Source organism: Xenorhabdus sp. PB62.4 (assembly GCF_014467285.1).
In the GTDB taxonomy this organism is placed as follows: domain Bacteria; phylum Pseudomonadota; class Gammaproteobacteria; order Enterobacterales; family Enterobacteriaceae; genus Xenorhabdus.
In genome coordinates this window covers 11,943-36,068 of sequence record NZ_NKHR01000011.1, presented here as the reverse complement: position 1 = coordinate 36,068, position 24,126 = coordinate 11,943, and the positions used below count along the sequence as shown (strand labels likewise).

Genomic DNA, 24,126 nt, shown 5'->3' with positions numbered 1-24,126 from the left:
ACGAATTTCAGTATTCAGATTTCCCCGGATTAGTTTATATCTCTGATTTTTAATTTTCGGGATTTGCTGATAGATTCGTACTTTTATAGATGTCACTCAATAATCGAGTCTTTTCTATAAAAACTACGCAAGGCGTGTTGCGAGATTATCATTTGCTGAATTTGATTAGTTCCTTCAATAATTTCCAGAACTTTGGCTTCACGATATAACCTTTCTGCCGGATATCGGCTGGATAGCCCATTTCCTCCGAGAACCTGAACGGCGTTATTGGCAACCAACATAGCGACTGCCGAACTATTATATTTCGCTATATTCGTTTCCATAATGGCATTGTGATCCCCCTGATTCCTTAAATAGCCAATCTTTTCACAAGTGGCTTTTGCGGCATAAAATGCCGTAGCTGAATCAGCAATGATGCCTTGAATGAGTTGATGCTGTGCGATTTTTTGACCAAATTGTTTTCGCTTACGCGCATAAGTCACCATCTCTTCCAACGCGGCATGGGCAATAGCAACACCCGCCCAGGCGATACTGTAGCGGCCAAAATAGAGGGCTGTATTAGCGACAAAGCTAAACCCTTCTCCCTCACGCCCGACTAAACTCTCTTTTGGTATTTCTACATCATCAAAATAAAGTTCTGATAAATAAGCACCACGGCTTGCCATCAGGTCCGGCATTGGTTTTCTCGTTAATCCTTTCACCCCAAACTCAACAATGAATGCACTCACTTTTTCTTCGCAACGGGCAAATACGAGAAATAAATCCGCAATCCCTGAATAAGTAATCCATTTTTTGCTGCCGTTAATCCTGAACCCATCTTCTGTGACTTCATACTTTGTTCTGATGGCATTAGCATCAGAGCCAGCTTCCGGTTCTGATAAGGCAAAACAGGCGATTTTTTCACCTTTCGCCATTGGCGGTAAATATTTTTCTTTTTGCGCTTGGCTTCCTAGTTTTGCAATCGTTTCACCCACTAAGCTTGTGTGAACAGTTAATAGAGCGCGCGTTGAATTACATCCTTTACCGATTTCCTCAGTCAAATAACCATAAGAAAGAGGATCCATCCCTTGCCCGCCATATTCTTTGGGTAACATCGCGCCTAAAAATCCCTGTGCTCCCATCTCAGTGATAATTTCATCGGGCACTTTACCCTGCTTATCAATTAAAGTTGCGGCGGGTCTTAATACGTTATCTGAAAATTTCTTCGCAGCTTCCACCAAAGAATGAATTTCATGTCCTATCATATAAATTTTACTCTCTTATTTTATTAATTAAGTTCAGCATTGAATTGATTGAAACAAAATTTTCACGTTCTATATATTCATCCGGTACGGTTATAGAACATTTCTCTTCGATAAAACAAAGTAAACGCATGGCAAAAAGTGAATTAACCAAACCACTTGTAAATATATTGGTATCGTCCAACAACTCAACATCATCATCAAATACAGAGATATTATTTTCAATAAATTCACGAATTTCTTTGGCAATTGTGTCCAGATCTTTCATTATCATATCCTATTAATTTATAATGACATCAACATAGTAAGGGAAGTCAGGTACTTGCTCTAACGCATTTTCAAAAAGCATCGTCTCATCAGCGATTTTTTCTATTTCTTTAAACCCTGAGAATTGGTAAGTCACAAACATTTGCCGGTTACGAGGTGTACGTCTGAATTCAGCATACAATTTATGCCCTTTTGCTTTTGCCTGCTGCATAATATAGGTCAATGCTATGCTTCCCACTCCACGGGAAAGCGTTCTACAGGACATTAACAATAATTTAATATAATCAGTCTTTTCTTTATAGTGTACTAATGCCAGACCTATCTTCCCGTAAGAGCCATATTTATCCACTAATTCAAAAACAAATACGCCATAATCATCCGAGTGAATTAATTCATTTAATTTTTCTCTACTGTAAGTTATGCCCGTTGAGTTAAGCTGATTAGTCCGTTGTGTCAGCTCCTCAGCCCGAAGGAGATCTTCTTGTTTGGCTTTGGCGATATAAAACTTCATATTGAGTTGGCTGAGGAATTCTTCTGATGTACCAATAAATTCATCTTCCTCCTCTTTACGCAGAATATCTTCTTGATAACGCTGCCTTCTTAATTTTGCATCATCCGATATTTCCATGTTGGCAATTCGCGGCAAATGCAGTATTGATTGATATTCCAACGCATCAATACACGTGACTTCCGGGAATTTAGCGTTAACTTCATCCCTTTCTAAAATCTGATCATCAACAAAAATAAATGTATCCGCTGAGATATTTAAACTTTTCTGAATGTTTTCAATCGAGGAAGACTTAGCCCCCCAATGAATTTGAGGATAAATAAAATAGTGCCTTAAATTAAACTTACTCAGCATTTCCAAAGCATCAGACGCTTCATTCCTGCTTGCTATTGACTGCAAAATACCCATTTGGTCAAATTGGTTGATGATTTTTTCTATTCCGGGCTTTAACTTAAGATCATCCCCTTCAGAAAGAATCCCATCCCATAAGGTATTATCTAAATCCCAGATAATACATTTTACCGGTATGTCACTGTTTACTGGCTTATTTGCTAAGTCATCCATCATTAATATTCCGCGTTTTTATAATTGCTGTTTTTATAATTAAAAAAGCCTTTACCACTTTTTCTACCAAGATTTCCCGCCTCAACCATTTTCTTTAGCAGAGGGCAGCAACGGTATTTCGGGTCCTGATAACTTTCATAGAGAACCTGCAACGAGTTAACGACTGTATCCAGCCCAATCAGGTCTGCGGTTTCTAATGGCCCCATAGCATGTCCGTAACCTTCTTTAAAGATGCGATCAATATCTTGTGGGCTGGCGAGATTATCCTGTACGAGAAATGCCGCTTCGTTCATGAATAAGTGAGAAAGCCGATTAGACACAAATCCGGGAAAGTCTTCTACAACCACAGGATTTTTCTCAATGCTGTGTAAGAATTTTTTTGCCTCAGTCAATGTTTGTTCGGAAGTATGAAAACCTTTAATCACTTCTACACATTTCTTTATAGGCACAGGATTCATAAAGTGGAGACCAAGTACTTTTTGAGGAAAAGGTAACGCTGCTGCAATTTTTGTGATGGATATACAACTTGTGTTTGCAGCAACATAAGTTTCAGGCTTAATGTATGGCGCTATTTTTTTATAAACATCTTGTTTAATCGCCCACTCTTCGTTGACATTTTCAATTACCCAGTCACAATTTTCAATCTCTTCATAAGATGACGTAAATTGAATCCGCGCTTTCAATTCTGATATATCCAGAGATTTAAATTCAGGTTTAAGCATCCGATATAAACGGAATTCACTTGAAATTCGCGAAGCAAGATTTACCAGAACCTCTGAGGATATATCTATAAGTAGTATATTATGCCCATATGCAGCACATGTTATTGCAGTGTCTAATCCCATAACACCGGCACCAATAATTGATATTTTCAACGATTACCCCCACTTTTTGTGATTAAAAATCAGCTTGTCGGAAAAGATAAAAACAAAATATATAATACCCGATTTCATAAGTGTTATTTAGGTACGCTACCGCCCTTAAGTCACGGCCTTAAAACCAATGTAATATTCATATTTTTCTACAAAAAATTTTGACAGCACAATCAACTCCATTTGATTTAAAAATAGAGTTGATTTAGGCAATAATTTATTTATCACAAAGTAATCCTTATGTTAATTTCGGAAAATTAACACTAGAAATACATGTGCAATATACTTTATCAATTAATAAGAAATAAAAGAAATACTAAAGCCACAAATAACTATCATTATTTCCTATCTGATAATTAATATTTATTATGAGCATATAAAATACATCGTCATTCATTAAACAGGTTCTCCTGTACTGCCTTTTGCTTTGCGTCGCCTGTCCGCTAATCTGCTCTTACCGGATTGGAATGACGACAACATATGCTCCTGGGATGATTGTTTGTCTGAGTTCACCTGTTCAGGTGACAACTGGCTCTGTTTAATCCAGTTTGAGAAAGAGGCAATCGTCGGATGCTCAAATAAGACAGTGACACGGACCTCCTGATTGAACGCTTGTTGCAACTGGGATTGGAGTGCAATTATCTTTATCGAATTACCACCAGCATCAAAGAAATTGATGTTTGTATCAATCATCTGGCTTTCCAGCACCGCTTTCCAAACCGCCTGCACTTTCGCTACCACCGGATCTGCCGATGGCACATGATTTTCCATCGGTTTTGTTTGCCGTTGTTGCGCAGCATATTCCTGTAAGCTCCGGCGATTGATCTTGCCGGTAATGGTACGTTCAAACCCATCGACAACCACAATAAGTGAAGGTAACCACGATTCCGGGAAATTACGCCGGATATGTTCTCGTACCCTGGACTCCAATATCGCAGGAGGTTCATGGCTATCAACAAACAGATGCCACTGGCGCTTTCCCTTCGATTCTATTGCGGGCAGCAAACAACTGGCTTTAATCGTATCTAATGTTTCAACAACACGCTCTAATTCGCTTGGTTCAATGCGAATACCGTTCACCTTCACCTGATCATCAATCCGCCCCAGATAGCGAAAACCTGATTCACTGGAAAAAGTAACCATGTCGCCAGTGCGATAAAAAGGATGCTTACTGTATTGATCCAAGTACTTAGATTTAACAAAATACTTCGCCGTCTCAACGGGGTTAGTCGTGTAACCACGGGCAACCGCCTTGCCTCCCACCCAAAGCTCACCACGAACACCGGCAGGCAATGGTTTGCCAAATATATCAGCGCAATAGGCAATAACATTTTGAATTGGCCAACCGATGGCAACATCCGCAGTAAGAGATTGTTTCGCGTTGAGACAATCCACCGTCGTCTCACTGGGACCATAATGGTTGCTAACGGCGTATCCTTGCTGCAACAAATCATCCCGAAGACGTTTAGGTAATTCTTCACCCCCGAATATCCATAATCTCATGGCAGGCAAGAATGGCGCGTCCTGAATAAGCTGCGCAATGGCTCCGGGAATAAAATTGATTAAGGTGATAGATTCAGACTGCAACAGTCCAATGAACGCCAGCCTCTCCAGTAACACATTCGGCGATGGATAGATCAGCGTGGCGCCAACAACAAAACTACCCAATAAATCTTCTACACTAGGATCGAAATTCAGATCGGTCAGACCAAGCACTCTGTCAGCGGCTGTCAGCACCGTCTCTTTAATAAACCAATCCAGCAGGTTTGCAACCGATTCATTACGGATCGCAATTCCTTTAGGCGTGCCTGTCGTTCCCGACGTGAATATAAAGTAAAACTCATCTTCAGGCCGTCGGTGAGTCCATAGCGTCGGCTCCGCCGTAGATGGCTGTAAAATCTTTTCCTCAATATCCAGCAGCAAATAACGTCCGCTCCCTGCGCCTAGTTCTTTGTTAAAACCTAGTTCTTTATTAAAGGAAGCGTCACATAAAACAATGCTGCAATCTGCCAACGTTAACAGGATCTCTTTACGTTGCAGTGGATCTTTCGGATTGACATAGAAGTAACTGCCACCGCTGAATAATATTGCGAGTATTGCCTGAGTCGATAACAATCCTTTTTCAAGATGGACAGCAACTCTGTCTCCCGGAATAAAACCCGATAACCGTAACTGTTCTTGTACGACACTCACTCCTTTCAATAACTCACGATTGCTGATGTTATTTTGTCCATGGATCAGGCTGATTTCTTGAGGTGATTCGCTAAGACGCTGATAAATACGTGTCAGCAATGAGTTGATATCCGGCGTCTGTTCGTTGATCTCCCCAATGCGCAAAGAGAGTTCTTCTGCTCTCTCTGCATTAAGTTTTAAGATGAGATCTTCAATCAAGGTATCTGTGGTGTGATTAATCAGATCTTCCACCAACGATTCAAACCCATTAAACGCCATTTTTACTGCATCAGATGCCCCCGTGAAAACCTCTCCGGCACTGAGTTCGACTAACCATTGTTCCACGCCAGAAACGGTTAATGTCAAACCGAAATGCGTCGTTTCTTCGCTGTATAAATCCGTCACGAAGGCACCACAACTGGCATCTTTCAATGTGGCATCAATGGGATAGTTATCAAAAACCACAATGGAGTCATAGAGTTCTTCACGTATTCCCGCCTCCTCGCGGATCAATAAAGGTGGCGTTTTTTCATATTGTTGCGCCTGTTGTAGCGCTTGAAAAACAGAACGCAAAGCAGCTTCTACATTCCATTCACCTTCAAGCGTAAGGATAAGTGGTACGGTATTGATAAACAGACCTAAGGGCTGACGGTCAATGTCTTGCGTCAACGCTCCGCCTCTGCCGGAAAATGTACAACCCAACGTAATGGTTTTCTGGAAGGTGAATTTAGCCAGCGTCAATGCCCAGCATAGATAAATAAAACTGGCCGGCGTTACCCCCGCGCGGCGGCAAAGTGATTCTATAGCCGCTTTACGTTCTTCGCTCCATAAGCTATTTACGACGATTTTTTCATTTATTGCTTTCTCAGCCGCATCATGACCAATGGCCCGGAACAGGGGTTCAGCCAAGAGCTTGGTTGTTGCAGAAGACTCTCCATCAGGCAAATGTTGAAACACCTCTCGCCAATATTCGCGACTGGACATCAACGCTTCCTGGCTTAATCCTTGCCAGAGTTGTTGTGAATAGATACGTGCATCCAGAGGAACAATTTTTTGCTGACGTAATCCCTGCAACCAGAGGGAAATCAACAGCGAACTACTCCAGCCATCCATCAGAATATGGTGAAAAGAGAAGGCCAGGCTTACCGTTCCCGCCTTAATATCGTGGAAGCCAACAATGCGAAACACTTCTTTGTTCAACGCAAAAGGCGTGGCTTTAGAATGTGCCAGCCAATCAAGGCAACGCTGTTTAATTGACGGGACTGGAGCTGTCGGGTCAACACGGATATATTCGAACGGAATTCGGGGCAAAGAATAAATAACCTGATGGGGAACGCGAATGCCTTCCCAGACAAAAACCGACCTGAGAGCGGGCTGTGACTGCTGTATCTGCTGCCATACTTCAAGGAGGGTTTCTTTATCGGCATCCACCTTCAAGCTGAATGCCACACCAATGTGATAAGCGCTGTTTCCGTCTTTTAATGCGTGAAACAGTAACCCATTCGCTTGAGGCGTCACTTGTAGCAGTTCTTCAATATAATTATCGTTGAATACTGTATTCGCTGAATCGATAGCGGTTCTCATGCTGAGGCTCCCTTAATAATGAGATCAAGCTCCGATTGTGAAAGTTGACAAAGAGGAAAATCGGCAGGTATGAATGGCTTTTCGGTTAGTCGCTGATTTTCGCTCAATAATAGTTTTTCGCTTAATAATAGTTTTTCGTTTAATTGTGCCAAGTAATGCTGCGCATCATCACCATTAGCGTTGGGAATACCCAACCTCAATTCAACTAAAACAGAGCCAGACTCACGACAATCACGAATAAGTATGTCAAAGTCGGCCACACTCTTTTCGTCAGGATGCCGGAAACCTCCCGACAAGGACTGAACCAGATCGAAATGCCCCCATGTTCCGCGCCCTTCTAATCCCAAGCCAATGTCGTTGATGCACATGTGTGGCCGTTTTCCCGGATTATTCAGCCCTAATTGTGCTTTCCAGCTCGGCTTATCTTCATAGAAACCCGATTTTAATTTTCGCAAAAAAGCAGCCTGGGAAAGTTGGTATGATTGCTCTGATGAAACGTTAAGGGTCAACTGATTAAAGCCGGTAAACCAACCTACCGCATTCGCCATTTCTGCGTTCCAAGTTGCGGGAATGCCTGCTTCAGAGAATAAACGCCCGTGGTTTTCAAACAGGATGACAAGCTGCGGAGGCAATATTTCGTTATCCTGCATAACGTCCATCAAAGCAGCAGCGATCAATTGTGAACGCTCAGCCTTAAAGCGTTGCTCCATCAATCGCAAATCATGACTGCAAATTGACAGCGCCAAAGTCACCGGAGTCACAGAGGGGTGATGGAAGGTATCGTCATAAGGCACATAATCCACCTCAGGAACGTGTTCTGCCAACCATTTACCCCAAAGGAATGCGCCTTGCTCGTGGGTCGTTCCCTCTGCGTTCGCATGCTGGAATGAAGAGCCATTGATAGCTTGCTCTAACTCATCCAATAAGAAAATCCATGAATGCACATCGCAAATAAGGTGATGACAAACCCAAATCAGATAATTTTTGTGTGAAACCGGATCAAATACGACCGAATGCACGCTAGGTTGTTTCGCCAGACAAACCCTGCTTTGCAATTTATTCAATCGGTTTTCAAGGTGTTCACCCGGCGCCAGAATCTCGTCTTCTGTCACTGTACCGCAGTCATACACTTCCGGTTCTGGAGATGCAAAGTAAAACTCACTCAAATCTTGATTTGCCCTCAAAGCAAAAATTTTATGCTTTGCTTTAACCATTGAGACGGCCGCATTTATTTCTTCAGCCGAGAGCGAAGATTTCAACTCAAGCACCATGCCTTGTTGCAATCGATTGCCATGTTTAAAACATTGTTGCCGGAACCAGCCGATACTGGGTAAGTGCTTAATCCAGCTTGCTTTAAGCTCTTCTGATATCACCGAATCAGTGACTCCATTTTCCAACGCCGCTGCGCAGGCTTTTTCAAGAACAGAGCCTAAGGAATTCAACGTCAACAGTTCACTTGCCTCAATCCGAACCCCTTCTCTGGCTAACAATGCAACGAGCCTGATCGCTTTGATCGAGTCGCCTCCCTGTTCCAGAAATGAAATGGTAAGATCGACGTTTTGTGGCCAGATTGGTTTCAGAAACGCTGCATTTAACCAGACAGGCAGTTGATAGGTTCCCGTCCCATTCTGCCGTTGTGCATTGGCTGAACCGGGCAGGGAAGAACCACTCGCCATCAACGTAGCCTGAGCTGCGGCGGTCAGCGCCGCCATATCAACTTTACCATTAGCATTAATCGGCCAGGGTTGTACGGTACAGTACAGCGTTGGCAACCAAGCATCAGGAACTTTCGTTTTCAGGCTACGCTGAAATTCCGGGTTGTCATGCGGTATGGCTTGACTGCTGCACAAAGCGACTGTTTCATACCCATCCGCTTCATCAACCACCAGTTTCAGTGCCTTCAACTCCCAACTATAGTTAGCGTTCTCCCCGACACTCGTTAGTACACTTTCCACCGCTTTCTCTATTTCCGCCGGGTGAATCCGGTAGCCACGGACCTTAAATTCATCGTCAATACGCCCAAGGCAATGAAATATTCCTTGCTCGTCCTGTAACCCTAAATCACCAGTACGATACCAGCGGCTTAATCCATCAGCACCGCACACAAATTTTTCCTGCGTCTGGATTCGGTCGTTGAGATATCCCGTGGCCAGCACCGGGCCACTGATACTGATTTCACCCCTGAATCCACGGGGCATATTTTGTCCCCAAGAATCTTTTATCGATATCTCTGCTTTACCCAACGCCGTACCGATAGGCATAACCGCAGTGTTTATCTTGTCACTACCGTCAAGAGAGCTTTCCTCCCTACTCACTGAGTAGATACAGCATCCGACTGTTGTTTCTGTCGGCCCATATTCATTGATGACTTTGCTCCCCGCAGGAAAATAATCGAGTGCTTTCTTCACCAGAGAAGAGGACAAATTTTCTCCACCCACAACAAAAGTCAGCGGATGACTTCTTTTCGGGCTGTGCTCAATCAGTAATGAGAGATGGGATGGCGTGCATTTAACGCCCGTCAATGACTCATCAGCCAGCAACGTTTGCAGCAATTCAGGGTTATCACGGATATCTTGTTCATGAGGTTGGATAAATCCGCCCGACAAAACCGGAACCAGAATGGCGGTCTGTGTTAAATCAAAACCAAAGGAGGTAAATAAAGGCGCATTAAATGGCGTTTGCGCAGCATAAGCCGCCTTAGCCGCCAAGGCATAATCTGCCAGCGCCATCGGGGAAATCACCACGCCTTTAGGTTCTCCGGTCGATCCTGAGGTATAGAGAATATAAGCAGGGTGACAATGTGTCTGTTCTGTCCATGTTACTGGATTCAATGCAACATCAAGCCCTGCCTTATCCAAGGAAACACGTAACAAACGCAAGCCAAGCATTTCTGCAAGGTGATGGTCGGTTCCCGTATAAATGCAGAGAGAGGCCCCCGAATTACGGGCAATAGTCGATAACCTGGCTAAAGGCATGGTCGGGCAAACGGGAACTACCGTCACATTTTCAATCAGGCAAGCCAGATAAGCGAGTACAGTTTCAGGAGTCCGTCTTCCCAGAATAAGTACCGGATCATGCTCATTTCGTATGGCACGCAACTGTTCCCTGAACTGGTTAATCCATTTCAATCCCTGACGGTAAGTCACGGCATCAGCACCCTGCCTGAATAACGGATTATCAGCATAACGTTCAAACGCATGGTATAAATGAACGCCGATCGGCTTTGTCAGAGGTTCTTTCCAAGAGCGGGTTTCTTGCTCTTTTTCACTTAATGGTGTCTGCGTGACTTCTTGTTGTGCCAAAATTTCGCCGACAGCTTCCATTGCATAATCAGTGACTGTTTTCAGAAACATGTGACATTGATCTAATGACCAGATCTTGCGGAAATCACCTTCAAATTTGAAGTTCCCGCCTTCAAAGCGGTCATGGATATGAATGGTTGCAAACAGGGCTTCTACTGCCTGCATATGGTCAATTGATACATCAGCACCTAAGACCGTTTTCCGGAAAATGCCAGTCTGATAGGAAACCCCGAAAGCGGGAATGATCCGTTTCCAATCTTGTGATGCAAATTCATTCCATCGGGCGCCTGGCGCATAACGTGAGTGAGCAACCGCTTTTTGCAAACGCTGCTTAAGCATATGGTAACAATCTGTCACCGTCTCCCCCGCTTCACGAGATACGGGGATCAAAACCGGTGCCACTGCCATAGCGGCAGAGCGTTTCTCTTCATGACTCCAGCGGTTAAGCATCGGTGCCTGCAATAAAGCGCCATTGCCATCCTCAATAACCATTTGTGTATACGCGACTGCCGCGAAAAACAGCCTGAAAATGGAGCCGCCACGACTTTTAAACTGGCGCAGCATATCGTTTTCAGCTTCGCTCAGTTCGTAACGTACACGCCGGGATCGAGGCGTTAGTCTGCGATAGTCACCAATCGGATAACGGCTGGCTATTTTGCCGGCATTAGCTGATTCCGTTTCGTTACCGGTATTGTCACTGAAAATACTCCGCCAATACGCTTCATCTCTTTGCATACGCCGGGAGTTTTCATAATTCCGCTCACCCTCCGCGTTAACCGAAAATAGGAGATATTCCGTATCCGGCTCTTCTTCTTCCAGCGCACTCATCAGATGTTCTATCAGTACTGACAATCCCTCACCATCTGTAGCTGCATGATGCGCCTTAATAAACCACCCTGTCTGTTCCGGCTGAAAACGCACGGCAAAAACGCGCACCGGTGTCAGTGATAAATCTTCTTCTATCAACGTCTGGCGCTCTGCCCAACTTTCGAAAGCCTGTCTAGGGTCCGGGTAACCGCTAAAATCGACTTGTATGACTTCCGCGTGAGGCGTGAGCCGCCGGATGCCATGCCACTGTGTTGCCAAGTGATCTGTTTCCGCATGATCTTTAACGAATCCAATATGAAATATATCCATTGAATTCTGAGTCGTTTCAGCGGCCTGAGTCAGCCTGTCCAGAGAGATATCCCCGTTTAAACGTACCGCAACACTCAAATAAAACGGGTAGCCAGTCAAATGAAACGCTTCCATTTTGAAAACAGCTTGCTGTGACCGAGACAGCTCAAAAATCAGCTTATTCATGGTTTAAATACTCGTTTTGGTGAAGAGCAAATTCTGCCTATACTTGATGCAATTTTGTCTATCTACTATCAAGTTTTCAGGAGCTTAATTTTAATAACCGTAAAGGATCCCAATAACGATTCAACAACATTCAGTGCCATATTTTTGCAAGCCATGACACGAATATTCAGAACCTCAAAAAAATGACATATAAAATGACTGACAAAAATACAAAACTTATCATTCAACCGGAGAAATAATTTTCTGTCAGTTTTTCACTATGGTGCTAAAGAATGACCAATAGCATTTGTGGTTATTTTTAATATAATTATTACTGACAGTATTTTTCGATTGAAATTAAGTTGGGGCCATCCCTAATAAATTTTGAGTTACGTCACAACAGAGAGGAGAAGAATCCTCAGGAATACAGATAACAGTGAGATTGGTATGAAGTAAAGCCGCTAACAATGATGCAGCTTTAAGATTGAAGAATATAAAAGATGAAGAATAACGCGATACAAAATTAAAGATAATACCCTTCATTAAAGAGTCATTATGATAAAGTGAACCATATGAAATAAGATGAGTTATTTTTGATATAATATAATTTTTAATAAACAAAAAAGAATAAACAGCACTTCTGCTACTCATAAAACCATACTTACGGATAAACATCTCTATAAGACTCCCCAAGTTGATAGCGGCCATTATGCTTATATACCCGCTGTTTTCAAGATGCAGCCGATAAAGAAATAAACTTAATCGCTCCTCGTTTTCAGAAGCCATTTTCTCATTGTTCAAGTTATCATTTAATTGAAATTTAATGACAGATTTATGAATTCCTATATTTGTTGAAATTAGTAAAAACATCCAAAGCCTGGAAAACCCGAAAACAGGACTGATACAGTCATTACTGCATTTGTAATTATTAACCTTATGAATCAGTTCAGAAGAAACTTGTTGCATTGAATACTGATGATTTTTCATATTCGCTAACATAACCTCACTTAAACTATAAACAAAATGCCTTAAATAACGACTGATAAAGAGATTCCATTAATTTTCTTATTTATAATTAACATGTTCATTTTTACGTGGGCAATGAATTAGCGCCATAAACATTACAATGATATCGAGTATCAATCAACAAATAAAGTTAAGAAGCCTGTTTCAAATCTTATCTCTCTGTTATTTTAAGTAATCTAAAAAATTACAATAAAATCAAATGAGTAATAAAAAATAAACTTTAGAAAACAGTAATCAGAAGAACATTGACTTCATAAAATAAAACAATAATAACAATTTAAATTAATATCAAAACGAATATAGCTAAAATTCATTTTACATTAAACATTATTTATATACGTTGGGTAAAATATTCATCATAGGGAACCATGCCGCTATCTATTTCCACGCGAAACTTCTGCTTAAGCCCACGTTTCCCTGATTCTGTTAATACCAATTTCCGGCTGTCCAATTGCCTGACCACCCATTTTTTCTTTAAAAAAGCATCAAGCAACGATGCCCCTAAAAAACCGCCAAGATGAAAATGCCGTTCACTCCAATCAAGGCAGGAACAGGCAATAAATTATTAATGGCTTATTCTGCATAATTCTTATTGGGAGATAATGTTCAACACCATTACCTTCCAATAATCATCATAGTCAGTTTGGAGGGAACGGACAATCTGCAAATCGACCAAAAAACATCCAATACCAATTTCCAATTGAAAACATCACTGTCAAAAAATACACTATCGACTGTAATTTATTCTCCGCAAATCCTTTTACTCCCTTCATCATAAAAAGAATCATAACAGGTAATAAAAAGACCAAACACAGAGGTGCTGTTAATGTTCTGTCGTCATTAACTACAAAAGTATTCACTACATCACAAACCGTATTGACTCCCTCTTTCCCAATCATCCAGTCATGATCAACCGTCGAAAAGCACCCAATTAATATTGCACTGTACAAAATAAAGATAATACAAAAGAGTATACTTATAGTTTTCATGTTTATTTATTCTTATCATCAATAGTAAGATGAGATCTACCCCTAGACAAGAAACCACCAATGCACATTCAAGAATGTTTATATCAAAAAAGCTAATGTATTATTTCTCTTTCCTATCAAAGATAAGATCTCGATCACAAGATAAAATAATATACTAAATAAAAAAACCGAAATTAAGCATGGATGGGAGTGATTTTACGCCTTATGGAACGGATCATCTTTCCTTCGTGAATCTACGGGAAAAATTGGTTTTAATCGTGTCGATTACTGCATATTTCCCAGAATCATTCACCATAATTATAAATAAAGGATAAATCATTGACATAAACTACAATTTTAGAATTTTTATTCTTTTTATCTATTTTATATTGCCATTTATTTACAAGTCATTGTCTATACAAATATTGTTTAATAATTACACTTTACGACTTTTTAAAATATCAGTTTCTTATGTAGAAGACATGTTGAAAATATAGAGAAACTGCCAAATCTGATAACAACAAATTGAAATAATACGATAACAGTTCTTGAATCATGAAAGGAAATGAAAGAAAGAAAGAAAACAGAAATGAACATACTGCCAGTAAGTGAAAAATGACAAAATAAAGAGAACAAATAAGCCCTTATCTTCCCCCGTGTTACGGGAAAAGAAGCTAAGGGCTTAAAATAAAAATAGCATACCAATCTTAATTAGCGATGCATCTCAAACAAAGACATGCCTTTTAAGTCGGTAAACGCTATGAAGGAAGCTTGCAGTGCCGTTTGTTGTTGTCGGTAATCAGTGATAATACCTATCAAATCATCACCAGCTAATTCTCCCAGATGCGCTTGATTAGCAATACTACGTTCACTGCCAAGCGCATCCAATTTATCCAGCTCCTGAAGCTGCGAACCCAACACGGCTTGCACGGAATAGAAGTTTTCCCGGCTATTACGGATACCACGATTAGCTTTATCCATCAATTCCTCAGCTTCTTTCTTCTCGTCCTCACTCGCCGTGCTGTACGAGATTTCGAGTGCCTTGATTGCCATATCAATGGAAGCAAAAACATCTGATTCACTGTTGGTTTTGTTATCAGGTTCTTTGATAGGTTTGCTAGGCTGAGATAAAAATACCTGCTTCCCGGTATGGGCGATAATCATTGAGCGGTTATCATCTACTTTCTGGGTAATTTCTTGATCACCGCCGACGTAGCTCACCTTCCCACTGTCATCTTCCACGAAAGGAGGAACATCCGTTTTATAGCCAGCAAAAATATAACGACCATTGCCATCAGTCTTGTTACCTAAATTCAGCAACGCTTTTTTAAGTTCTTTCAACTGCTGTGCATAAGATGCACGATCCTGATCGCTATGTGCATCTGCCACCAATGTTCCTGTAACATTGAAGGTAGTTTGTATAACATCGCCGATGATACTCGTCTGTAAGGAGATAGTGCTTTTGGCAAAGTTGCGAGCTGTGGCAAACTGCTGGTTTTTCGACTCAGATTGAGAAACCATGATGCTCTGCGAAGCCGCCAAAGGATCATCAGACGGATTAATTACCCGATGACCACTGGACAACTGTTCACTCAATTTCATCCACTTAGATTGAGCATCAAAGATCCCATTCATTTTTTGAGTGTATAATTGATTCGTACTTACACGCACAATATCATTTCCTTTTTATCTTCAGCCAAACGGTGATTAACGAATATTCAAAATCGCATCGAACAAGGTTGTTGCGGTTTGGATCACACGAGCGTTTGCCAGATAATACTGCTGCAAGCGTTGCAATTCGCCGTATTCTTCGTCCATATTGACGCCGGAAATCGATTGGCGATCTGAATTAATTTGCTTAACAATATGCCCCTGCGCTTCGAGGTCGACCTGAACTTTATTCGCCGCGCTGCCTACTTTACTGACCAGTGAGGCATACCCACCGGCAAAGGAAGCTTTGCCATCAACTAAAAGTTTATCCTGCAATGCAAGGAATTTCTTTGCATTGTTGTTATTACTTTGGCCGGAATTTTTGGCATCGGAGGTCGCCAATTGGTTGGTATTTTTCAGATTCACCTCTAAGCTTGTCACAACGTTGCTGACCGTTTTCAGCATATAGTTGTCGTGATTTTCTGCCTTAGCCGAATCAATTTTGACTTTCAGACCGTCAAATTCCAGCGTATCGCCGTTTTTTTTCACAGGGATCATCGCGTTGTCAGAGGCACGCTGAACTTCCCAGTCTCCCCCTTCAAATTTGAGGGTGTAGTTACTGGCTTTGACCTTAGTGGTATCAGCATATTCCACTGTAAATCCAGCCGAACCTTTATTCTTACCGTTAGCAACGACTTCAGGGTTAGTGAAGCTAAAGAAATCAACGCCTTTCTCGCCGTCCAGATCAAAACCGCCGTTTTGTACCTGATTGAATTGATCCGCCATCACCAGTGCCAGTTGGTTCAATTCATTGCGCGTTGAATCCACCACTCCCCTGCGCACTTGTAATGCGCCACCCAGTGCACCTTGAGAGATAAAGCGTTCATCGATCTCTTTGGTTCCCGCTACGCCATTGTTGTAACCCAGTGTGATGCGGCCGCTGTCAGTACTGGAAGGAATAGCTTCCAATCGGTAGGATTTATTGCCCGATACCAGTGTCATACCGCCACCGAATGAGACATTATAAATGCCGCGATCCTGCTGAACCACATTGACTTCGATCAGTTGGTTTAAGCGGTTAACGGCTTCATCACGCTTATCCAGCAATGCCAGTGGTTCACCCGTGCCCATACCGCGCATACGCGTAATTTCATTGTTCAGCTTGGCAATTTCTTCCGCGTAGTTGTTGATATCTCGAACATTTTGTTCAATTTGATCATTGATACTGCCGTCTATCTGACGCAAAGAGTCACCAGCGCTTTTGAACCGACTGACCAAAACTTTTGCTGTGTCCAGCACAGTGGTTCTGGCAGCGCTGTCTTCCGCCCCCCCCTCAACCCTTTTCATATTTTTGAAAAACTCGCCGATTGAGTTGGACAGGCTGGTGTCTCTATCTGCCAATAAGTTGTTGATTTTGTTGATCTGCTCGTTATAAGATTTCAGGGCAGCGTGTTTCGTTTGTTCCTCATTGTGTAGTTTAGTGATGAATTCACTGTATTCACGATTGATGGAGTTGACAACCACACCATTGCCGACAAAGCCCGCCGACGTCATGGTTCCATTATTTTGTGTCAGCACGGTAGTCTGTCGGTTATAGTCCGCGTTTTTAGAGTTGGCAATGTTATTAGCCACTACACTCATTGCCACCTGCGCGGCGTTAATACCACTCATGGCAGTATTCATAAGACTATTGGACATGTGTAGATCCTTTTACGTTTTCTTTAATCCTCCCTCTATAGGAGGTCATTCACTGTTACAGTTATCGGCACATCTCTCTGTTCCTTGAGCAGAAATGCGCTTAATTCCGCCACCTGTCATTTAAAACAGGTTATCGAAATTATAGGCATAGGCTTTTGCCATTTGATTGCCGGTATTCTTTAACTGCTGGATCAGTGACACTAGTTTTTTGGCATAACCGGGATCGGTGGCATATCCTGCGTCCTGCAAGGAATACGCGCCCTGCTCTGCCGTCGTGGATTGCGCGACTTTGGCGTAGCGGGGATTTTCTGTCAGCAACTTGACGTAATCCGTTATCGCTTCCACATAAGAACCATACACACGGAAGCTGTCCTGCATTTTCTTCGGTTCACCATCAATGTATTCCGTCGTCATGATATTGGTGACAGGCCCTTTCCAGTGTTTCCCCGCTTTGATGCCAAACAGGTTATGACTCGGCTTGCCTTCTGCGGTCAGAATTTCTCGTTGCCCCCAACCTGACTCCAGTGCGGCCTGAGCAATAATCAATAAGTGAGGAATACCGCTTTGCTGGCTTGCTAACTGGGCCGGTAAGGAAAGCATGGAAACAAAGCTGGCGCTGTTCATTGGCAATGGCTTCGACTGGGCTGAACCATTGGTGAAGGCCGAAGAGGAATGGTCAGGCATCGCCCGGCGCATAAATTGCTCCAATGCCTGTTTCGGCAATGTGTGCAGGATTTCATTATCCAGTGGCATCGGCGTGGCGCCCGCCAATTCACTCGGCATATTATTAGCGTCAGAGAATTGCTTAACGATCATGTCAGCAAACCCCAGTCCCTTTTGGGAAAGGTCTTGAGCAATTTGCTGATCGTATATCGAAGTATAAAAGCGGGTCTGTTCACTACTCAAAATGCCATCTTGCGGCAATGAGGAACGCATGCTTTTCAGCATCATCTGAACGAAAACGCCTTCCAGTTGTTGGGCTACTTGCCGTAGCCCTTGTTGTGGTTCCTGTGACAGTTTAGCTTTCAGTGAATGCAGCGAGTTAACATCATAAGCAGCATTAGACATCGTCAGAAAGTCATTCATCAGATAATCTCCAATTTTGCACGCAGACAGCCTGCGCTCTCCATCGCCTGCAAAATCGACATTAAATCTGTTGGCGTTGCACCCAGTGCATTTAACGCACGTACAACTTGAGTCAGGTTCGCACTGGCATTGACTTTTTGCAATGCACCGCCCTGTTCCTGAATGCCAACGCCCGTATTGCGGGTCACGACGGTATTTCCCCCCGCCAATGGTGTATCAGGCTGATTAACGACCGTTTGACGTTCAACAGTGACAGACAGGCTACCGTGAGCAATCGCACAGCTATCTAATGTCACATTGTGGTTCATGACCACTGAACCGGTGCGAGAGTTGAAAATCACTTTGGCATCGCCATCATTAACACGAATAGTCAGGTTCTGAACTTGAGACAGAAACTTAACCTGTTCGCTGTTTTCTATTGGCAGACGCAACTGCACGGTGCGGGAATCCAGCGGTGTTGCCGTTCCTGTTCCTTTCAGACGGTTGATCGCATCGCTAATCTGCTGAGCCAAACCGAAGTCATCATCATTCAATTGCAGGTTCAACGTGCTTTTCTGGCCGAATTGCGTTGGCAATTCTCGCTCAATCACCGCGCCATTAGAGATACGCCCACCTGCAAGCTGATTGATTCTAATGCTGTTACCACCGGCGCTCACACCTGCGCCACCCACGAGGATATTTCCCTGAGCCAACGCATAGACCTGGTTATCCACCCCTTTCAAGGGCGTCATCAGCAATGTCCCGCCACGTAAGCTTTTAGCATTACCCAATGAGGAGACCACAACGTCAATGTTCTGCCCTGAACGCGCAAAAGGTGGCAGCTTTGCTGTCACCATCACGGCGGCCACATTTTTAAGCTGCATATTGGTACCGGACGGCACAGTAATCCCCAACTGTGACAGCATATTGCTCAAACTTTGGGTTGTGAAAGGCGTTTGCATGGTTTGGTCACCCGTCCCATCCAATCCAACGACTAAACCATAACCAATCAGCGCGTTATCCCTAACGCCCTCAATGGTCGTCAGATCGCGGATGCGCTCCGCAAAAGCACTGGCAGACGCGAATGTATTGAACAGAACCAGCAAAAACGTAAAAAGGCTGGCGACTAATTTTTTCATCCTGACCACCCTCTTTTAAAACGGTGAGATATTCATAAAGAAACGTTGCAACCAGCCCATATGCTGCGCTTCGTTGATATAACCATCACCAACATACTCAATGCGGGCATCTGCAACTTGGTTGGAGCTAACCGTATTGTTGCCAGTGATAGTGCGAGGATTCACTACGCCAGAGAAACGAATAAATTCCGTTCCCTGATTGATGGCGATCTGTTTTTCCCCTATGACATGCAGGTTGCCGTTTGCCAGCAATTTATTCACAGTCACAGTAATCGTGCCCTTGAATGTATTGTTGGCATTTGCCCCTCCTTTGCCGCCAAACTCGCTATTGCCTTCCATGCCCAAATCGGTTTTGTCACCGCCTATCAATCCCTGCAAGAAACGGGGGGTTAAAGCAGCAGCGAAACCTGTTTTACCATTGCGGCTGGCGTTGGCTGAGGAGTTTTTGCTCGCACTGACGTTTTCTTGCAGGATAATAGTCAGCGTATCACCGATATTGCGTGGACGACGGTCTTCAAACAGGGGTTGATAACCGTAATAAACCGGCTGGACAACCTGAAAAATGGAACCATTTGGCATTGGAGCAGGTGCTTCGGCGGGTTTTGCGGTTGTCTGCCCTTCCACCAGCGGTTTGTGCGGTATGTAAGCACAGCCCCCTAATGTCAGTGCCGACAAGGTTAATACCGCCACAGATATGCTGATACGCCACTTATTTTCCCGGTTTTTCCGTAAACCGGCAGAGTCATAAGCTACATGGTTTTTAGCATGGCTTTCGGCAACGGGCATTGTATCCATCTTCTATGCTCTTAAGTTTATCGCAGAAATAGTGGAGGGACATATTCCCCCCACTATTCGTGATTAGGTTATAACTGAGACAGTTTTTGCAGCATCTGATCAGACGTTGATACCGCTTTACTGTTGATTTCGTAGGCTCGCTGAACCTGAATCATATTGACCAGCTCTTCCGCCACATTGACGTTAGAGGTTTCAACATAGCCTTGATAGAGCAATCCGGCACCATTGATACCCGGTGCGTTTTCCACGGGAACACCGGAACTGTTGGTTTCCAGATACAGGTTCTCACCGATACTTTCCAAACCGCTTTCGTTGATGAACGTGGTCAGTGTCAATTGCCCAACTTGCTGAGGCGCACTTTGCCCCTGCACATTCACACTGACGATCCCGTCACGGGCAATACTCATCTTGGTGGCATTGTCTGGAACGATGATTGCAGGTACAACCTGAAAACCGCCGGCTGTCACCAACTGACCATTTTGGTCCACTTGAAATGAACCATCACGGGTATAGCCCGTTGTGCCATCCGGCATCTGGATCTGGAAGAAGCCCTGCCCCTTGATAGCCACATCTCTGACGTTATCGGTCTTCGCCAAGTTACCCTGACTATGCAAACGCTCAGTTGCTATTGGACGTGCACCCGTACCAATCTGCAATCCCGATGGCAAGTTAGTCTGTTCAGACGACATCGCGCCTGGCTGACGTTCAGTTTGATAGAGTAAATCTTCAAATACCGCGCGCTGACGTTTAAAGCCATTGGTGCTGACGTTTGCCAGGTTGTTGGCAATAACATCCATATTTGTTTGCTGAGTATCCAGCCCAGTCTTGGCAATCCATAAAGATCGGATCATGAATTTATCCTCCCCGATTAACTCATAGCGAGAATTTGATTAGCCCGCTGTGCATTTTCATCGGAACTGTGTATGACTTTCATCTGCATCTCAAAGCGACGCGCGTTGGCGATCATGTTCACCATGCTTTCCACTGGATTGACATTACTGCCTTCCAATACACCCGGCATGATTTTCACTTCCGTGCTGGCGGCCAATTCATTACCCTGCTGTTCCCGCGCCTGTGGCGTTAAGTGGAACAAACCATCATCACCGCGTACCACTTGTCCGGCTTCCGGTTTGACGATTTTCAATTTGCCAATCTGGCCCAACAATGTAGGCGGATCACTGGCAATCAAAGCAGAGATGGCACCATCAGCCGCAATGGTCAATTCAGCCTGCGGTGGAATATCAATCGGCCCGTTTTCACCCATCAACATGCGCCCTTGCACCATCAGTTGCCCTTCAGGTGAAATTTGGATGCTACCGTTGCGGGTATAGGCTTCTGCCCCATCTTCGAGCTGGACTGCTAAGTAGCCGCCTTGTCCAACAGCCACATCCAACGGACGGGAGGTATAATTCATTGGCCCCTGACGGCTATCCATGCCGGGGGTGGAGGCAACGGTCAATGTACGCGTCGGCAGGGTTTCACCTTCAATCGGCACGGCACGCAATGCAGCAAGCTGAGCCTTGAAGCCCGGGGTTGATGCGTTGGCCAGATTGTTGGCCGTGACAGCCTGATGCTCCAACGTTTGGCGCGCCGCTCCCATAGCGGTATAAATGACGTGATCCATAAAACTATTCGCCTGAGCTTATTAACGCATACTGACCAGCGTTTGCAGAATTTGGTCCTGCGTCTTGATGGTTTGGGCGTTGGATTGATAGTTACGCTGGGCGACGATCATATTGACCAACTCTTGGCTCATGTCCACGTTAGAGGCTTCGAGCGCCCCACTGATCAGACTACCGAAGTTACCAGAGCCTGCGATACCCACGACCGGACTACCCGATGCACCGGATTCTGCCCAAACGTTATCGCCTTGCGCAGCCAAGCCTTCAGGGTTGGCGAAGTTTGCCAGCACTACCTGACCTAAAACTTGTTTCTGGTCATTGGAATAATCACCATAAATTTTGCCGTCATTATCCACACTGTACTTAGTGAAATGACCTGCCCCGTAACCATTTTGTATCGGATTGGAGGTAGAATACTGGTCAATATTCTGTTGCTTGCTGCCATTAAAATCGATAGTGATTTCAGCAGGAAGTGAACCATGCAGGGCTGGCATATTGAAGGTGAATGCGTTTCCTGTGCCGACCATTTGACCATGGCCATCAAATGTCACATCGCCCAATTTTGCAGCGGTAGAACCGGGGACAGAATTATCATTAACATGAATTTCCCATTGGTTGTTTGCTGTTTTCACGAAGAACACATTGAGATCATGTTTATTACCCAAACTGTCATAAACTGACATGGGTGCGCTGTGGTTAAAGCTATCTCTCTTCTCTGGATCGAATGTGCCTTTTGTTTTAGCATCATCCATCGATCTCAGAGTCGCTTTCAGCTCGACTTTCGTCGTTGCTTTCGCATTCAACATATCAGTTGGAATTGAAATTGGCCTCGGTGCTCCGCCCTGCTGAATTTCGGGACCATTGGGACCTTGTACCGCCGGATAGCCAGTCAGTTTCATGTCCTGCATATTGATCAGATTACGATTTGCGTCCATTTTGAACTGACCGTTACGGGAATAGAAAATATTACCGCTGGAATCTTGCAGGCGGAAAAAACCACCCTGTGTGATTGCCATGTCCAACTGACGGTTAGTTGTGGTGGTTGAGCCATCCTTAAAGTTCTGAACCATGCCAGAAACTTTAACACCCAAGCCTATTTCTGAACCGCCGAAAACGTCCGAAAAGGTTGTCGAGCTGGATTTAAAGCCAAATGTCGCCGAGTTTGCGATGTTGTTACCAATAACGTCCAAATTACTCGCTGCGGCATTCAAGCCACTGACTGCTTGTGAAAAAGACATATGTCCTCCATTTAATTAAAGAATCTGACGAACTTTATCCATAGTTACCGTATCCGCTGCCAGCCCTAAATCTAATTTAGTGCCATCCTTATCCCGTATGACGCCCTGCACTTCGGCGTATGTCAGCGAAGTTGCCATTAACTGTCCATCTTTGTTGCTTGCGGAAACCGTGAAGTTATACGCACCGCTTTCCACTTCCTTGCCATCTGCGTCTTTACCATCCCATTCTAAGGTATGAACGCCAGCACCTAATTGGCCGAGATTCAATTCCTGCACCATTGCGCCACTTTTTTCTGTAATTTTAACTTTGACGCTATCGGCTGGCTGGCTCAGTTCAAGGCCAAACCGCGTTATGCTGATGCCTTTTTCTTCACTGGAACCGACTAAAATCTTATCACCCGGTATCATGACTTCTCGGCCAATCAGCAATGTCGTTTGCATTGCCTGATTGTTACCCATCTGCCCAACAATGGATCCCAACGTTTTATTGAGTGTTTCAATACCTTCAACGGTACTGATCTGTGCAATCTGTGAAGTTACTTCACTGTTTGGTATTGGGTTGGTTGGATCTTGGTTTTTGAGCTGCGCGATCAATAATTTCAAGAAGCTGCCTTTAATATCGTCGCTGTTTTGTGATTTTGTTTTGATTTCGGAAGCGGGTTCGCCTACGGTGGTATTATCCAATGAATCATTGATTGAAGCGGTAATTGCCATAATGGAATTCCTGTTACTGACCTAAAGTCAACGTTTTCAACATAATGGACTTAGTGGTGTTAAGCACTTCAACGTTCGCCTGATAGCTGCGGGAAGCGGAGATCGTATTGACCATTTCCCCGACCACATCCACATTTGGCATACGTACATAACCTTTTTCATCAGCTAATGGGTGGCCCGGCTGATATTCAAGACGGAAAGGCGTGGGATCATCCACCACGTCACTCACGCGAACACCGCCTATTTCCTGCCCTGCCGGCGCGGCGACACGGAATACTACCTGCTTAGCGCGATAGGGCTCGCCATCCGGCCCTACAATGCTATCGGCATTTGCCATATTGCTGGCGCTGACGTTCAGTCGCTGAGACTGAGCGGACAACGCAGAGCTGGCAATATCAAAAATACTGAGTAGAGACATTC

Annotated in this window: 19 protein-coding genes; all 19 read right to left on the bottom strand. The window is 43.9% G+C overall.

What is annotated here, in order from left to right:
* Positions 1–92: 92 nt before the first annotated feature.
* The 19 genes from Xenpb_RS10955 to flgC all read right to left on the bottom strand — a co-directional run bounded on the left by Xenpb_RS10955 (position 93) and on the right by flgC (position 24,124).
* Positions 93–1,244: an acyl-CoA dehydrogenase family protein gene (locus tag Xenpb_RS10955; protein ID WP_187654354.1), complete on the bottom strand. Its 1,152-nt coding sequence runs from the start codon at positions 1,242–1,244 to the stop codon at positions 93–95.
* A gap of 7 nt (positions 1,245–1,251) precedes the next feature.
* Positions 1,252–1,509, bottom strand: a complete 258-nt coding sequence (locus tag Xenpb_RS10950) for an acyl carrier protein (RefSeq protein WP_187654353.1) — start codon at positions 1,507–1,509, stop codon at positions 1,252–1,254.
* 12 nt (positions 1,510–1,521) lie between these two features.
* Positions 1,522–2,583 carry an HAD family hydrolase gene (locus Xenpb_RS10945; protein ID WP_187654352.1) on the bottom strand — a complete coding sequence of 354 codons (1,062 nt, stop codon included), beginning with the start codon at positions 2,581–2,583 and terminating at the stop codon, positions 1,522–1,524.
* Positions 2,583–3,455, bottom strand: coding sequence for a 3-hydroxyacyl-CoA dehydrogenase family protein (locus Xenpb_RS10940; RefSeq protein ID WP_187654351.1), 873 nt, complete (start codon positions 3,453–3,455; stop codon positions 2,583–2,585). The genes Xenpb_RS10945 and Xenpb_RS10940 overlap by 1 nt, the downstream gene beginning before the upstream one ends.
* Positions 3,456–3,848: 393 nt before the next feature.
* Positions 3,849–7,208 (bottom strand): AMP-binding protein, encoded by a 3,360-nt coding sequence (locus Xenpb_RS20030; RefSeq protein ID WP_255523113.1) that lies wholly within the window; start codon positions 7,206–7,208, stop codon positions 3,849–3,851.
* On the bottom strand, positions 7,205–11,812 hold the full coding sequence (locus Xenpb_RS20025) for an AMP-binding protein (protein WP_255523112.1): 4,608 nt from the start codon (positions 11,810–11,812) through the stop codon (positions 7,205–7,207). Before Xenpb_RS20025 ends, Xenpb_RS20030 begins: the two co-directional genes overlap by 4 nt.
* 336 nt (positions 11,813–12,148) lie before the next feature.
* Positions 12,149–12,790 carry a hypothetical protein gene (locus Xenpb_RS10930; RefSeq protein WP_187654350.1) on the bottom strand — a complete coding sequence of 214 codons (642 nt, stop codon included), beginning with the start codon at positions 12,788–12,790 and terminating at the stop codon, positions 12,149–12,151.
* 358 nt (positions 12,791–13,148) lie between these two features.
* A complete protein-coding gene (locus tag Xenpb_RS10925) occupies positions 13,149–13,310 on the bottom strand; it encodes a hypothetical protein (RefSeq protein WP_187654349.1) in 162 nt (53 codons plus the stop codon).
* Between the two features lie 145 nt (positions 13,311–13,455).
* Positions 13,456–13,806, bottom strand: a complete 351-nt coding sequence (locus Xenpb_RS20465) for a DUF2645 family protein (protein ID WP_187654348.1) — start codon at positions 13,804–13,806, stop codon at positions 13,456–13,458.
* A 690-nt stretch (positions 13,807–14,496) separates the two neighbouring features.
* Entirely contained in the window at positions 14,497–15,456 is a 960-nt protein-coding gene (gene flgL, locus Xenpb_RS10915; RefSeq protein WP_187654347.1) for a flagellar hook-associated protein FlgL, read from the bottom strand.
* A 36-nt stretch (positions 15,457–15,492) separates the two neighbouring features.
* The gene (gene flgK / locus Xenpb_RS10910; protein ID WP_187654346.1) at positions 15,493–17,133 is read right to left on the bottom strand and encodes a flagellar hook-associated protein FlgK; all 1,641 of its coding nucleotides are present in this window, start codon (positions 17,131–17,133) and stop codon (positions 15,493–15,495) included.
* Positions 17,134–17,253: 120 nt separating this feature from the next.
* Positions 17,254–18,222: a flagellar assembly peptidoglycan hydrolase FlgJ gene (gene flgJ, locus Xenpb_RS10905; protein ID WP_255523118.1), complete on the bottom strand. Its 969-nt coding sequence runs from the start codon at positions 18,220–18,222 to the stop codon at positions 17,254–17,256.
* Positions 18,219–19,337, bottom strand: coding sequence for a flagellar basal body P-ring protein FlgI (locus Xenpb_RS10900; RefSeq protein ID WP_187654344.1), 1,119 nt, complete (start codon positions 19,335–19,337; stop codon positions 18,219–18,221). Before Xenpb_RS10900 ends, flgJ begins: the two co-directional genes overlap by 4 nt.
* Positions 19,338–19,352: 15 nt before the next feature.
* The gene (locus Xenpb_RS10895; RefSeq protein ID WP_222942952.1) at positions 19,353–20,132 is read right to left on the bottom strand and encodes a flagellar basal body L-ring protein FlgH; all 780 of its coding nucleotides are present in this window, start codon (positions 20,130–20,132) and stop codon (positions 19,353–19,355) included.
* A gap of 68 nt (positions 20,133–20,200) precedes the next feature.
* The gene (gene flgG / locus Xenpb_RS10890) at positions 20,201–20,983 is read right to left on the bottom strand and encodes a flagellar basal-body rod protein FlgG (RefSeq protein ID WP_187654343.1); all 783 of its coding nucleotides are present in this window, start codon (positions 20,981–20,983) and stop codon (positions 20,201–20,203) included.
* A 17-nt stretch (positions 20,984–21,000) separates the two neighbouring features.
* Positions 21,001–21,756, bottom strand: coding sequence for a flagellar basal body rod protein FlgF (locus Xenpb_RS10885; protein WP_187654342.1), 756 nt, complete (start codon positions 21,754–21,756; stop codon positions 21,001–21,003).
* A 21-nt stretch (positions 21,757–21,777) separates the two neighbouring features.
* Positions 21,778–22,992 carry a flagellar hook protein FlgE gene (gene flgE / locus Xenpb_RS10880; RefSeq protein WP_187654341.1) on the bottom strand — a complete coding sequence of 405 codons (1,215 nt, stop codon included), beginning with the start codon at positions 22,990–22,992 and terminating at the stop codon, positions 21,778–21,780.
* Between the two features lie 15 nt (positions 22,993–23,007).
* Positions 23,008–23,706: a flagellar hook assembly protein FlgD gene (locus Xenpb_RS10875; protein ID WP_187654340.1), complete on the bottom strand. Its 699-nt coding sequence runs from the start codon at positions 23,704–23,706 to the stop codon at positions 23,008–23,010.
* A gap of 13 nt (positions 23,707–23,719) precedes the next feature.
* Complete coding sequence (gene flgC / locus Xenpb_RS10870; protein ID WP_187654339.1) at positions 23,720–24,124, bottom strand: flagellar basal body rod protein FlgC; 405 nt, start codon at positions 24,122–24,124, stop codon at positions 23,720–23,722.
* Positions 24,125–24,126 lie beyond the last annotated feature (2 nt).